This window comes from Pseudomonas sp. E141 (assembly GCF_052659885.1).
The window spans coordinates 2325549-2339600 of sequence record NZ_CP084024.1 but is presented as its reverse complement, the minus strand read 5'-3'; the positions used below and the strand labels follow the sequence as shown (position 1 = coordinate 2339600).

General features: G+C 59.9%; 11 protein-coding genes and 1 tRNA gene. 7 read left to right on the top strand and 5 right to left on the bottom strand.

Annotated elements, in window-relative coordinates; translation table 11 throughout:
* The first annotated feature begins 187 nt into the window (after positions 1–187).
* A complete protein-coding gene (locus tag GKKCFE_RS10595; protein ID WP_047226581.1) occupies positions 188–1813 on the top strand; it encodes an NADP-dependent glyceraldehyde-3-phosphate dehydrogenase in 1626 nt (541 codons plus the stop codon).
* Between the two features lie 18 nt (positions 1814–1831).
* Here the strand turns inward: GKKCFE_RS10595 and GKKCFE_RS10590 are convergent, their stop codons facing one another.
* Positions 1832–2725, bottom strand: coding sequence for a DMT family transporter (locus tag GKKCFE_RS10590; protein WP_310662527.1), 894 nt, complete (start codon positions 2723–2725; stop codon positions 1832–1834).
* Between the two features lie 134 nt (positions 2726–2859).
* On the opposite strand from GKKCFE_RS10590, the gene GKKCFE_RS10585 reads away from it, so the two are divergent.
* Complete coding sequence (locus GKKCFE_RS10585; RefSeq protein ID WP_047226583.1) at positions 2860–3297, top strand: Lrp/AsnC family transcriptional regulator; 438 nt, start codon at positions 2860–2862, stop codon at positions 3295–3297.
* 41 nt (positions 3298–3338) lie between these two features.
* Here the strand turns inward: GKKCFE_RS10585 and GKKCFE_RS10580 are convergent, their stop codons facing one another.
* Both GKKCFE_RS10580 and GKKCFE_RS10575 read right to left on the bottom strand, forming a co-directional pair.
* Positions 3339–4682: a hypothetical protein gene (locus GKKCFE_RS10580; protein ID WP_047226584.1), complete on the bottom strand. Its 1344-nt coding sequence runs from the start codon at positions 4680–4682 to the stop codon at positions 3339–3341.
* 403 nt (positions 4683–5085) lie between these two features.
* Entirely contained in the window at positions 5086–5757 is a 672-nt protein-coding gene (locus tag GKKCFE_RS10575) for a Bax inhibitor-1/YccA family protein (protein ID WP_039588756.1), read from the bottom strand.
* Between the two features lie 124 nt (positions 5758–5881).
* Here GKKCFE_RS10575 and GKKCFE_RS10570 point away from each other — a divergent pair.
* Positions 5882–5969 (top strand) — tRNA-Ser (locus tag GKKCFE_RS10570).
* A 111-nt stretch (positions 5970–6080) separates the two neighbouring features.
* Here the strand turns inward: GKKCFE_RS10570 and GKKCFE_RS10565 are convergent.
* Complete coding sequence (locus tag GKKCFE_RS10565) at positions 6081–6998, bottom strand: LysR family transcriptional regulator (RefSeq protein WP_107322533.1); 918 nt, start codon at positions 6996–6998, stop codon at positions 6081–6083.
* Between the two features lie 100 nt (positions 6999–7098).
* A complete protein-coding gene (locus tag GKKCFE_RS10560; RefSeq protein WP_139050378.1) occupies positions 7099–8298 on the bottom strand; it encodes an MFS transporter in 1200 nt (399 codons plus the stop codon).
* Positions 8299–8596: 298 nt separating this feature from the next.
* Between GKKCFE_RS10560 and GKKCFE_RS10555 the strand changes: the two genes are divergently transcribed.
* From GKKCFE_RS10555 to GKKCFE_RS10540, 4 genes are all read left to right on the top strand, one after another.
* A complete protein-coding gene (locus GKKCFE_RS10555; protein ID WP_080962871.1) occupies positions 8597–9877 on the top strand; it encodes a c-type cytochrome in 1281 nt (426 codons plus the stop codon).
* Positions 9874–10347: a (2Fe-2S)-binding protein gene (locus tag GKKCFE_RS10550; protein ID WP_047226586.1), complete on the top strand. Its 474-nt coding sequence runs from the start codon at positions 9874–9876 to the stop codon at positions 10345–10347. Before GKKCFE_RS10555 ends, GKKCFE_RS10550 begins: the two co-directional genes overlap by 4 nt.
* The gene (locus GKKCFE_RS10545) at positions 10344–12581 is read left to right on the top strand and encodes a xanthine dehydrogenase family protein molybdopterin-binding subunit (protein WP_047226587.1); all 2238 of its coding nucleotides are present in this window, start codon (positions 10344–10346) and stop codon (positions 12579–12581) included. The genes GKKCFE_RS10550 and GKKCFE_RS10545 overlap by 4 nt, the downstream gene beginning before the upstream one ends.
* A gap of 148 nt (positions 12582–12729) precedes the next feature.
* A complete protein-coding gene (locus GKKCFE_RS10540; RefSeq protein ID WP_047226588.1) occupies positions 12730–13842 on the top strand; it encodes an alkene reductase in 1113 nt (370 codons plus the stop codon).
* Positions 13843–14052: the final 210 nt, after the last annotated feature.

Sequence of the window (14052 nt, the reverse complement as noted above, 5' to 3'; positions counted from 1 at the left end):
GGCGACTCGCCATGCCAACCGACAATGAGTCCCGCCTGCCCACCTCCACACCTGCCTGACGCCGATAAAATCCTGTCCCTCGCCCCCCGGCACTTAAAACGCACCGCCATTTGGGCGTATAACCCTAAAAGCGATTTACGCCTGAAAGCCGTCAGCCCATGGCTCATTTCATTGATGGAGTAACGACATGACCCAAGCCAACCTCTTCGCCAACCTGTTTCCCAGCGCTGCCGATATTCCGCAGGCCTACCGCCTCGAGGGACAGATCGAGCAGCGCGAATACCTGATCGATGGCGTGCTGCAAACCTGGCAAGGGCCGCTGGCAGTTGTTCGCAGCCCGGTGTACCTGGCAGGCCCGCAGGGGGACGAACAAGTGATACTGGGCAGCACGCCGCTGCTGGATGCACAGACTGCGCTCACCGCCCTGGACGCAGCCGTCCGCGCGTATGACCGCGGCCAGGGCCAGTGGCCAACGATGCGTGTTGCAGAACGCATCCGCCATGTGGAGGCGTTCCTGGCGCGCATGCGCGAACAACGCGAGGCGGTGGTCAAGTTGCTGATGTGGGAAATCGGCAAGAATCTCAAGGACTCCCAAAAAGAATTCGACCGCACCTGCGATTACATCGTTGACACCATCAACGCCCTCAAGGAACTGGACCGCCGCTCCAGCCGTTTCGAGCTGGAACAGGATACGCTCGGGCAGATCCGCCGCGTGCCGCTGGGCGTGGCCTTGTGCATGGGCCCCTACAACTATCCGCTGAACGAAACCTTCACCACGTTGATTCCGGCATTGATCATGGGCAATACCGTAGTGTTCAAGCCGGCCAAACTCGGCGTACTGCTGGTGCGGCCGCTGCTGGAAGCATTTCGCGACAGCTTCCCGGCCGGTGTGATCAATGTGATCTACGGCAGCGGCCGGGAAACCGTCAGCGCGCTGATGGCCAGCGGCAAGATCGACATCTTTGCCTTCATCGGCACCAACAAAGCTGCAAGCGATCTGAAAAAACTCCATCCGCGCCCGCACCGTTTGCGTGCCGCCCTGGGCCTGGACGCAAAGAACCCGGGCCTGGTGCTGCCGGATGTGGATCTGGACAACGCCGTCAGCGAGGCGCTGACCGGCTCGCTGTCTTTCAATGGCCAGCGCTGCACGGCATTGAAGATCCTGTTTGTCCACGAAGACCTGGCACCGGCATTCATCGAGAAATTCAACGCCGGGCTGGCCGCCCTGAAACCTGGCATGCCGTGGGAAGATGGCGTGGCACTGACACCGTTGCCCGAAGCGGGCAAGGTCGATTATCTGCAGGCGCTGGTGGCCGATGCCGCCGCCAAAGGTGCGCAGGTGACGAATGAACACGGTGGCGAATCCCGCGGTTCGTTCTTCTATCCGGCCGTGCTCTATCCGGTGAACACTGCAATGCGGGTCTACCACGAAGAACAGTTTGGCCCGGTCGTCCCCATCGTGCCGTACCGCGACCTCAATACCGTGGTCGATTACGTGCTCGAGTCCGATTTCGGCCAACAGTTGAGCATCTTCGGCAACAACCCGGCCGAAGTCGGCAAACTGGTGGACATCTTCGCCAACCAGGTCGGACGTATCAACATCAACGCCCAATGCCAGCGTGGCCCGGACACGTTCCCGTTCAACGGCCGGAAAAACTCGGCCGAGGGCACGTTGTCGGTCCACGATGCGCTGCGCACCTTTTCGATCCGCACGTTGGTGGCGACCAAGTTCCAGGACAGCAACAAGGCGCTGATCAGCGACATCATCCGCGGGCGGGACTCTAACTTCCTGACCACCGACTACATCTTCTGACCCGCGCCGAACGATGGGTTATGGCAGGGCTGGACGGCGCACCTTGATGCCCCAGCCCTGCTGCATGCCGGCTGCCGCCAGCAGGATCGCTGCCACACCCAGCCACTGCAGCAACTCGAGGCGATGACCGAAGGCGAACCAGTCGACGAAAATCGCCGCGATCGGATAGATGAACGACAACGCGCCGGTCACTGCGGTGGGTAGCCGTTGAATCGCGCTGTATAACAACACATACATCACGCCGGTATGAACCATGCCCAGGGTTACCAGGCTAGCCCAGGCCTCGGGCTGCTGCGGCAACGCCGAAAAGTTCGCCCAGGGTGCCAACAGCAACACACCGGTGCTGACCTGAATCAGCGCGATCAAGTGCGGCGGTGTCCCGGTCAGATGCTTGATGATCAACGCCGCAATGGCGTACAGCAAGGCAGCGCCCAACGCCAGGGCGATACCCGTCAGATAGTTGCCGCCACTCTGCCCTTGCTCGCCGTGGGCGCTGACGATGGCCAACATGCCGAGAAACGACACCGCCAGCCAGAACAGCTTTTGGGCGGTGATTTTTTCCCCCAGCAGCAACGCCGCCAATCCCACCAGCATGAACGGCTGAACGTTGTACACCGCGGTACCGATGGCAATCGACGCGCGGGAGTACGAAGCAAACAGCAGCACCCAGTTGCCCACGATCGCCACGCCACTGAGCACCGCCAGCAAGAAGGTGGTACGCGTCAGGAGACCCGGACGCAAGAATCCGAAACCGGCGCAAATCAGCAGCAAGGTCGCAGCACCGAACACGCAGCGCCAGAACACCACGTCCAGCACCGGCACACCGGAAACCAGCACGAACCAGCCGATGGTTCCGGAAATCAACATGGCGGCGGTCATTTCCAGCGAACCGCGACGTAAGGTCTTGTCCATCTTCAGGCTCCTTCAGCAAGTGGGCACAGTATGCCGAGCCAAAGGGGCGCTCCTCCATGGCACGAGAAAGGCTAAACTGGCTTTCGACCTTTTTTATCAAGGCAACTTCGAGCATTGGCCTAACGGAGTGAAAAATGACTGACGACATCGACCAGATCCTCATCAGCGCGCTGATGGAAGACTCCCGACGCTCCCTCAAGGCCTTGGCAAACTTGAGCGGCCTGTCTTCCCCCAGCGTCGCCGAGCGCCTTCGAAGGCTCGAAGAGCGTGGCGTGCTCAGGGCGTACACCGTTGAAGTGGACCCCAAGTGCTTCGGCTACCAGCTCCAGGCGATTGTGCGTATTCGCCCGTTACCGGGGCAGTTGCAAGAAGTGGAACGGCAGATCCAGGCCATCGCTGAATTTACCGAATGTGACAAGGTCACCGGCGATGACTGCTTCATCGCTCGGCTGCATGTGCGTTCGATGGAGCAACTGGACACCTTGCTGGACAAGCTCAATGTTCTGGCAGAAACCAACACCGCCATCGTCAAGAAGACTCCGGTCAAGCGGCGACTGCCACCCATGGCATGAACCTGACCCGGCCTCGGTGTCATCCGAGGCCGGGATTTATGTTACTCGAGGTCTTCCAGCTCAGGACTGCGCTGCACTTTTTGCACCTCATCCTGAGGCGCATTGCTTGCTTTCATCAATTTTAGCGGCACGATTTTTTCGCAAGCATTCTTGCCATCGGCATAGACGCCACTGTGATTACATTTCCAGTCATAGAAGTTGGCCAAGGCCGCGGACAATTGCAGGCTGTAGTCCGTGCTTTGGGTGCCCGGCGTAAAGGGTTGGCCGGCGGGGATGTTCTGGAACCATTTCATCCACTCTTCAGTACCCGGCGCTGGTGGGTTGGCCTGGAAAGTCGGGTTCATGATCGCCAGTTGCTGGTATTCAGCGGTCATGTGACAGCTCAGGCATGAAGCCTGCGGGTTGTCCACCGGCCCATTGAGGCGTCCGTTCCAACCCAGGTGGGTCGGCGGCAGTTCTTTGGTATTGGCATTGATTGCGGTCTGCTTCAACGCAGGGTTGATTTTGGTTTCTGTCGGGGTCGGATTGGTGAACTCGCTGCTGGTCACTTCAGGGTCGTTACCCCACATGATTCCGACCGGCACCAGGTTTTCCCAGTCGCCTTTGCTTTTATCGATGCCGTTGTACTGAAAGGTCCCGAAGAGCCATCCGGTCTCGCTGACACGCGAGTCACGCACGGCAATGTCCATCTGGATCAATGCGACTTTTTTCACGACGCGATCAGTGGATGTAAACGTGACGGCGGTGTAGGCATCCAGCAGCAAGGGATTGGCCAATGACGGCACCGAATTGACATCGATGTCGGCATACAACGCCTTACACACCACGGTGCCGTTGGGGAAGCTCTTGGGCTTTGAAGTGAAGCTCGGGTCAGGGTTCTGCGGATCTTTCCAGACCTGGCCGATGGTAAAGGCACCGATATCGTTATAGATCCCCACCGCATAAGTCTGACCGGACTCCAACTGTGTGTGAGCGAGCTGTTTAGGCTGAATAGGCGCCTCTCGAGTCAGCCCGTGGATGCCTTCACGCCCGCTCGGCCCGTAATGCTGCCAGGGCATGTGATACCACTGGCGGACGGCGTTTTTCTGCACATTCCAGTTGGTCTCGGCGTTGCCCTCCAGACAGTATTGCTTGACGCCCTCCATATAGGCTCGCCAGGTTTCAAAATCATTGCTGCGTGTTGTTGGCAGAATCTTGAAGAACGCTGGCATCGACGCGGCGCCAGGGGCAGTGGTGGGATAGTTCTGGCTGAGCTGGAACGCAGGGCCGGAATATTCACTCTTGGGAGGGGCGAAGCCGAAATCAGGGAAGGTGCCGGCATTGGCCATGGACGACCCGCCGGCCAAGGTCATGAGTACAAGGATCTTTGCGTGGGACTTAATCATCGGTATCTCCTTATAGGGGCAACGCCTGCCAAATCATCGATCTCCTGATTGATGCGCAGGGCTTCCTTTGTTATTGGGCCAGGGCGCGTTGCCCCCGCCGGCTCACGGTTAACGCTCAGTGACGTGCGTACACCTCCTTGGCGCCTGAAAAACGGGCGCAATCAGACCTGGCTCGGATAGCCGAATGCGAACGATATCGGGGGGGAACATGGCGAAGATTTCGCGCGGTGGTTGACCGGTTTACCTCATGCCGCCCCTGGCAATGCAATCCCTTGTCATAGTTGTAGATCAATTATTCAAAGGCGCCATCACGATTCGGCTTTTTTGCGGGCAATTGGCCATAACGAAAAATCGGGGACGAAAAAAAGCCCGCCGAAGCGGGCTTTTCATATCACGCATGCAATCAGTCGTCGCGACCCATCAGGCCGAACAGCTGCAACAGGCTGACGAACAGGTTGTAGATCGATACATACAGGCTGATGGTCGCCATGATGTAGTTGCGCTCGCCGCCGTGGATGATGGCGCTGGTCTGATACAGGATGCAGACCGACGAGAACAGCACGAAGCCGGCGCTGATTGCCAGTTGCAGGCCGCTGATCTGGAAGAAGAAGCTGGCAACTACCGCACCGAGCAACACGAAGAAGCCTGCGGTGATGAAACCGCTCAGGAAGCTCATGTCCTTGCGGGAGATCAGCACGTAGGCCGACAGACCACCGAACACCAGCGCGGTCATGGCGAATGCCGAGCTGACCACTTCGGCGCCACCCTGCATTCCCAGGTAACGGTTGAGGATCGGGCCGAGCAGAAAGCCCATGAAGCCGGTCAGGGCGAAGGCCGAAACCAGGCCCCAGGCCGAATCGCGGAGCTTGTTGGTGAGGAAGAAAAGGCCGTAGAAACCGATCAGCACCACGAAGATGTTCGGGTAGCCGACGCGCATCTGTTGTGCAACGAAGGCCATCACACCGCTGAAAGCGAGCGTGAGTGCCAGCAGGCCATAAGTGTTGCGCAGGACGCGGCTAACCTCTAGCTGCTCAGCCTGCACGCTGTTGTTCACTGCGTAATCCTGTTCGCGCATGGCGACACTCCTCCGGTTTTGAAACATTCAGTGGCAAGGATGATAACAGACGCTCTGTAACAAGCTACGTAGAGAGTTTGACAGTGTGTTTCATTCGGGTATTATGGCGCCCGCAACGCAATACGGAGGTGTGGCCGAGTGGTTTAAGGCAACGGTCTTGAAAACCGTCGACTGTAACAGGTCCATGAGTTCGAATCCCATCGCCTCCGCCATCTTTATACGACAAAGCCCTGATTAATCAGGGCTTTGTCGTTTCTGGCGCATGCGTTTTCTGTTGTGCCACCCCGGTTCTCCCGACAGAAAACTACGCACCTGAGTTGGCGCTAGCGGTTATCCAATCGATCAGGCGCGAGGATCTCCTCAAGAAAATCAATGAACACATTGATCCGGCTGGAGCCCCGGTGATTGGGTAAATACAGGGCATTGATACAACTGCTCGCGCTGCCGGGATTGACTTCATAATGCTCCAGCAACCGTGCCAGCCGGCCGGCGGCGACGTCGTCACGTACCAGCCAGTCGGCCAGCAAGGCCACCCCGCCGCTGGCGATCGCCGCTTCACGCAGGATATCGGCGTTGTTGCTTTGCAGGCGACCGTGGACGTTGAGCTGGATGCTTTCGTCCTCGCCCTGGAACGTCCAGTGGTGGTGCGAACCACCGTAATCGAAGCGCAGGCATTGTAGCTCCAGCAAGTCACGGGGATGAGACGGCACCGCGTGACGACTCAGATAGTCCGGGCTGGCCACCACCCAGCGCTGGAAGGCCCCTACCCGTTTGCTGACGATATCCTCACTGACCACCGACGATCCGAGACGCACCGACACATCGATCTGTTCGCTCAGCAGGTCGCTGACCTGATCGCTCAACGACACGCTGATTTCGAGTCCTGGATGACGAGCAAGCAATCGACCCAGATGCGGCGCGATGATTCGTCGACCAAACTCCACCGGGACGCTGATCCGTAGGCGTCCCTGGGCCTCGATGCCACGGTCGGCGACTACGGCATCGGCTTGATCAATGGCATCGAGAATGGCGACGGCCTTCTCGAAATAGGTTTGCCCAGCGACGGTAACGCTGGTGTTGCGAGTCGTACGGTTAAGAAGACTGGCGCCCAACTCATTTTCGAGTCCTGCCACCTGGCGTGTCACCGAAGATGTCGAGATGCCGAGTTTGCGTGCCGCGGCGGAATAACCACCACAACGCACGGTTTCAACAAACATCTTCAATGCCAGCAGCTTGTCCATAGGTGCAATCCGGTCGAAAAGGAACGCAGACGATTGTGCATCACTCGTCTCGCGCCGTCTTGTACGAACGCACCTCACACCTTTCACCGACGCCTGGCGCTCAGGCCTCTGCCTTACGTCCCAGAAACATTAGCAAAGCCAGAGCAGGCAACAATGCCACCGTCACGGCAGACAGGTTCCAGCCGAAATGTTCATACAGTGGGCTCGCCACCAACGAGCCCAAGGCACCCCCCACGAAGATGCTGGTCATGTAAACCGCATTCAGGCGCGCGCGACTGTGCGGGTCGATGGCATACACCTCTCGTTGGCCCAGCACCATGTTCAGTTGCACGGCGAAATCCAGCAGCGCTGCACACACCACCAGCCAGAGGTAACTGCTGCCAGGCAGCGCCGCGATCAATAGCGAGACGGGTGCCAACAGCAGTGCAGCCAGCGTCCCGCGGCGGCCATGCCCAGCATCGGCCAAGCGCCCGGCAATCGGTGCTGCCACTGCACCGACGGCTCCGACCAGCGCAAAAATCGCAACCTGCGCCTGACTGAACGCGTGGTTACGTATCAGCTCGATGGGCGCGAGGGTCCAGAAGAGGCTGAAGCTGGCGAACAATAAGCCCTGATACAACGAACGTTGCCGCAGAACCGGGTGGCGACGGGCAAGCGCAAACACCGAACCGATCAACGCCGGGTACGTGGCCTGATGAGTCGGCACACGCCGCGGCAGCGCAGTCGCCATAATCACGGCGATGACGGCCATCAGTGCCGCGGCGCTGAAAAACACCCCGCGCCAGCCGAACACTTCCACCAGCAGGCTCGACAGCGGACGTGACAGCAGAATGCCCAGCAACAGCCCGCTCATGATGTTGCCAACAACGCGCCCACGCGTTGCTTCCGGCGCCAGATGCGCCGCCAGCGGCACAAGAATCTGCACCGCCACTGAGGTAAGACCGATCAGCAAGGACAATATGAGGAACATCGACGGCGAATGCGTCAGACCGGCACACAACAGGGTCACGCTCGCAGCGAGGGTAAAACCCACGACAAGGCGTCGGTTTTCCATCAGGTCGGCCAGTGGCACCAGCAACAGCAGGCCCAACGCATAACCAAACTGTGTGAGCGAAACAATCAGACTGGCATTGGCGCTGGACAGGCCGATCTGCGGCGCGATCAGTTCGACAATTGGCTGAGCGTAATAAAGGTTGGCAACGACCGCGCCGCAGCAAAACGCCAGGAACGCGACCATCAGGCCAGAGAGTGAAGCAGATTGTTCGGCCTTGGCCGTTGCCGCCGGGTTACCCGTGAGCATGATGACACCTCGTTGAGTTCGAGAAAGTGGCGTCAAGGCTAAAGGCAGCGGTCGATCCGCAGAATCCACCCCATGAGCAATTGAGTGATGCGCCATATGCAACGCGCACTCGCCTTGCGCTTGGCGCAACAGGCTATTGCGCGATCCGCGGATACTCCAACAGCCACACCTTCCTTACCTTCGGCACTTGGCGCAGAGGTCTCTCCTCCGGCGCCCTTCCCAGGCTGACCGAGGAGCTGTTCATGACCCCCAACTCATCATCACTTGCGACCGCGCGTCTGCGGCACCGGGCATTTTCATGAAGGGCAGTTTCATCAGAGCCAAGCCGTTATGGATCAGCGCCGTGGTCCTGGCTTCGGTAGGCGCGATCGGGGCCGTGATGCTGATGTGGCGTCCGGCGATAGCTCCCATCGAGCGTCCGCGAACCTTCGATTCCGCACAATTGCAACGCGGTGCTCGCGTTGTCGAGGCGGGCGATTGTGCGGTGTGCCATACACGACCCGGGGGCCAATACATGGCGGGGGGCCTGCCGCTAAGAACGCCGTTTGGCACGCTCTACAGCACCAATATCACTGCGGATCCGCAGACCGGAATTGGCCAATGGTCGCTGCCGGCATTCGAGCGGGCGATGCGCGAAGGGATCTCACGCGATGGTCACTTCCTTTACCCGGCCTTTCCATACGTACATTACCGGCGCATGACCACAGACGACATCGCTGACGCCTATGCGTACTTGATGAGCGGCCCTGCCGTGGACTCACCGGCCATGCAAAACGACATGAACTTCCCGATGAACATCCGCCCGCTAGTCTCATTCTGGAATCTGCTGTTCCTGCACGCCAAGCCACTCACGCCAGTAGCACGACAATCTGAAGCCTGGAATCGCGGGCGTTATCTGGTCCAAGGGCCCGGCCACTGCGCAGGGTGTCATTCACCTCTGAACTTACTCGGTGCCCAGAAGAGCGGCGAAAGCCTGGCGGGCGGTTCCGTGGAGGGTTGGCAAGCGCCTTCGCTACTCGGCATGGCCCGTGGTGCAAACGCATGGAGCACTGAGCAATTGGTGCGCTACCTTCGCGCGGAAATCGTGGAGGGGCATGGCACCGCGGCTGGACCGATGCGTGCGGTCAGTCTTGGCCTGGCACGCATGCCGGTGGCCGATGCAGAGGCGATTGCCGAGTACTTGCTGAGTCTGCCCGGCAGGGCTGTGATCAGGGAAATCCATCCCGATGCTGCCAGCGCCGAGCCCGCCGCCCAAGCCAGTGGCGCCATGCTCTTCGCCAGCGCCTGTGCCGGTTGCCATGGCGCGGCGGCACCGATGCGCGAAATCGACGGGCGTCCGGCGTTGAATCGTACGTCAGCATTACAAGCCTCAAGCGCGCGCAACTTCCTGAAAACCGTACTCGATGGCATCCCGGCCATCCCGGGCGTGCCGGGTCCGGTGATGCCGCCGTTTGCCGCCAGCCTCGACAACGCCCAACTCTCAGCCCTGGCGTCATACCTGCGCCACCAGGCCAGTCCCGACCAACCCTGGACTGACCTTTCTGCCACCCTTGAAGCGATACGCCAGGAGACGAAATGACCCAAGTCACTCTCAATGTCAACGGCTCGCCCCAGACACTGGAGCTGGAACCTGACATGCCGCTGCTCTACGCGCTGCGCAATCACCTGGGGCTCAATGGCGCCAAATACGGGTGCGGCTTGGGCCAATGCGGTGCCTGTACCGTCATTGTCGATGACAAGCCTGTGTTTTCCTGCGTGACACCCTGCGCGGGCCTTGACGGCAAACAGGTTAGAACGGTTGAAAGCCTCGGCACCGTCGAGCGCCCCGGCCCTTTACAGAAGGCCTTCATCGATAAACAGGCGGCCCAGTGCGGCTACTGCATCGCCGGTATGTTGATGCGCGCCCAGGCATTGCTGGAAAGCAATCCGTCCCCGGACGAACAGACCATACGCCAGTACATGGCAGGCAACCTGTGTCGGTGCGGAACCCACCTGCGAATTATCGACGCGATCAGCCTTGTAGCCAGGCAAAACCGGAGTTCGCTATGACGCAGGTTAAAGAGATGACTCACAGTCGCCGCGCCTTCTTGAAGGGCGGCGCCTTGTTGATGGCATTCACCCTCGCGCCGATGACCCGACGCGCATGGGCAGACACCGAAGTTGATACGCTTGGCACGGTAGTGCGGGCGCCGGACCTGCCCGGCAGCCTGCGCACCAACCCCTATCTCGATGCCTGGATCCGGGTCGGCGCAGATGGCATCACCGTCTACACCGGCAAGGTTGAGTTGGGCACCGGCGTCAAGACAGCCCTATTGCAAATAGCCGCGGAACGCCTGGAAGTCTCCCCGGCGGCGATCAATTTGCTTACCGCCGATACGGCTCTGACACCTAACGAAGGCTACACCGCCGGTAGCCACAGTATTTTCGACAGTGGGACCGCGCTGTACAACGCGGCGGCGCAGGTACGTGAGTTACTGCTGGAGTCGGCCGGGCGTAGCTGGGAGGTATTGCCGGCACTGCTGAGCACCGAGCAAGGCATCATTCTCGGCCCCACCGGGCAGCGAATGAGCTATGCCGACGCCGTCAAGAATGTCGATCTGCACCTCTACGCCAAGGCCGAATCGCCGGTCATGCCGGCGACGCAATTCAAGCTGATCGGCCATTCGCTGCAAAGGCTGGATATTGCGGCCAAAGTCAGCGGCGGTGCCGCGTTCGTTCAAGACATTCGTCTGCCAGGCATGGTGCATGCGCGAGTCATCCGCCCGCCGCGTCCCGGCAGCAGGCTGGAGGTCTTCGATGCGAAATCGATCAAGATGCTGCCCGGGGTCGTGCAAGTGATTCGTGATGGTAATTATCTGGCCGTGGTGGCGCTTGATGAATGGCAAGCGATCAAGGCCATGCGCAGCGGATACGAGTCGGCCTATTGGAGTGGTGGTCAGGCAATCCCCGAGTCTGGATCGATCCATACCTTGCTCGAACGGCTCCCCTCACGCCGTTATCCAATCAGTCATGAAGGTACCCCGCAAGACGTGCCCCACCATAGCTACCGCGCGCGCGTAACCAAACAGTATTTGATGCACGGCTCCATCGGCCCGTCATGCGCCGTGGCCTGGCTCAAGGACGGCACCCTCACGGTCTGGACCCACACACAGGGTGTGTACCCCCTGCGCGCCGGGATTGCCGAAATGACAGGACTGCCACCCGAGCGCGTTCGTTGTATCCACACCGAAGGCTCGGGTTGCTATGGTCACAACGGCGCGGACGATGCAGCGGCCGACGCGGCGCTGATTGCCATGCGACTACCGGGCACCCCGGTTCGGGTGCAGTGGATGCGCGAACAGGAAAATCTCTGGGAGCCCTACAGCTCGGCGATGATTACCGAGGTCCAGGCCAACCTTGATGCGCAGGGTCGACTGCAGGACTGGAACTGCGAGCTATGGACCACGCCTCATAACGAACGCATCGTCAATGCCGGACGCTTGCTGCCGGCGCGGCTGCTGGCCCGCCCTTTCATCTCTGCGCCTTCGGTGCCTATCGCACAACCCGAAGGCGACGGCGATCGCAACGCGGTGCCCCTGTACACATTGGGCTCGACGCGCATCGACATGAACTTCGTTACCGAGATGCCATTTCGCACATCGGCCATGCGTTCACTCGGCGCGCACATCAACATTTTCGCAATCGAGGCCTGCATGGATGAGCTGGCCATCAAGGCCGAAGTCGATCCAGTTGCCTTGCGCCTTGCCCATCTGACCGATCCCAGGGCGCGAGCCGTGGTGGAGCGAGTTCGCGACGCCATTGCCTGGCCGCAAAGAAGCAGCGCTCCTGGCGCGGGCATAGGTTTCGCGTTCGCCCGCTACAAAAACATCATGGGGTATTGCGCCATCGCGGTGCGCCTTCAGGTGCACCCTCAGACTGGCGAAGTGCAGATCGATCACGTCGTCACAGCCGTGGACGTTGGGCAGATCGTCAATCCCGACGGCTTGCGCAACCAAGTGCAAGGGGGGGTCGTCCAGTCAACCAGTTGGACGCTGTATGAAAAAGTCGCCTATGACCCCGGAGGCATTCGCAGCTACGACTGGAGTGGTTACCCGATCCTGCGCTTTTCGCAAGTGCCCAAAAAGGTCGACGTCCATCTGCTCGATCAACCGGGACAACCGTTTCTCGGCGCCGCCGAGATCGTCCAGGGACCAATGGCTGCGGCCATTGGCAATGCCATCGCGAATGCCACAGGGCGGCGCTGGTTGAACCTTCCCCTGACTCGCTCGCAGCAGCCGTCATGAACCCACGCTGCATTGCAAATCACGCAATGCAGCGTGGCGAAGTGTGTGGATTATCAGGCGTCATCGCGCCGTTTAACTTAAGTACAGCCAGTGCCTGGCCCAGGTCAGACGCCACCCTGCCTGCACTTTTCGATTATTGGAGAACACCATGACGCCACATCTGTTTCGTCCCATCGCATTAGGTCCGTACACACTTGCCCACCGTGTGGCGATGGCACCGCTGACACGCTCTCGCGCCGGGCAACCGGGCGACACTCCGACAGCGATGAATGCCGAGTACTACCGCCAACGTGCAAGCGCCGCCTTGATCATCACCGAAGCGACGCAAATATCCCGACAGGGCCAGGGTTATGCCTGGACGCCGGGCATCTACAGCGATGAACAGGTGCAGGCCTGGGGCGAAGTCAGCGACGCCGTGCATGAGGCGGGTGGTTTGATCTTCATGCAGCTTTGGCATGTGGGCCGCGTATCGCACCCCAGTTTTCAGCCCGACAACGCGCTGCCGGTTGCCCCGAGTGCATTACCCGTACCTGGCAAGACGTTCATTGTCGATACCGATGGTCACGGCGTCTGGGGTGATGTGCCGGTGCCACGAGCGCTGCAAACCTCGGAGCTCGCCGGCATTATCAGCGACTACCGCAAGGCTGCACGCAATGCGATGAACGCCGGAATGGATGGTGTGGAAATTCACGCGGGCAATGGTTATCTGCTGGATCAATTTATCAACAGTAACAGTAACCAGCGCACTGACCGTTACGGCGGCAGCCTGGAAAATCGTGCTCGCCTGTTACTGGAAGTGGTGGCTGCCGTAGTCGATGAGGTCGGTCCAGAACGCGTGGGCGTGCGTCTGACACCCATGGGGCGCTTCATGGGCATGGGTGATGAAACCCCTGAGGCTACATTCGGCCATATCGTGCGTTCGTTGAACCACTGGAACTTGGCCTACCTGCACCTCGTCGAGCCCGCCGTCGTCGGCACTGTAAAAGATGAGAACTTCGATCCGCGCTGGGATGCCATTATCGGTCAGTTGCGTGCAGCCTGGGACGGCGTACTGATGATCGCCGGCGGCTACGATCCAAAGACGGCAGAACAGGCGCTGATCGACGGCCGCGCGGACATCATCGCGTTCGGCAGGCCGTTTCTGGCCAATCCTGATCTGCCACGGCGAATTCGCGAAGGGTTGTCACTCAATGCGCCGGATCCGAGCACATTCTTTGGTGGCGACCAGCGTGGATATGTGGATTATCCGGTTCATTCCTGAGCTGTGACCGTTGTAATAGACCAAGCCAAAAGTCGGCCGCCATTGTGGCGGCCGACTTAATCTGCGCCCGCCGCCAGCCTCCCCCATCGCCCCGCCTCCTTAGCGCTACACTCACGTCATTGACGTACCACGCCATCGTTAGCAGGGAGCTCGACGTGCACCCAGGCAAAAGCAGACCCACGCCACCTATACAACACCAAACAAACACCC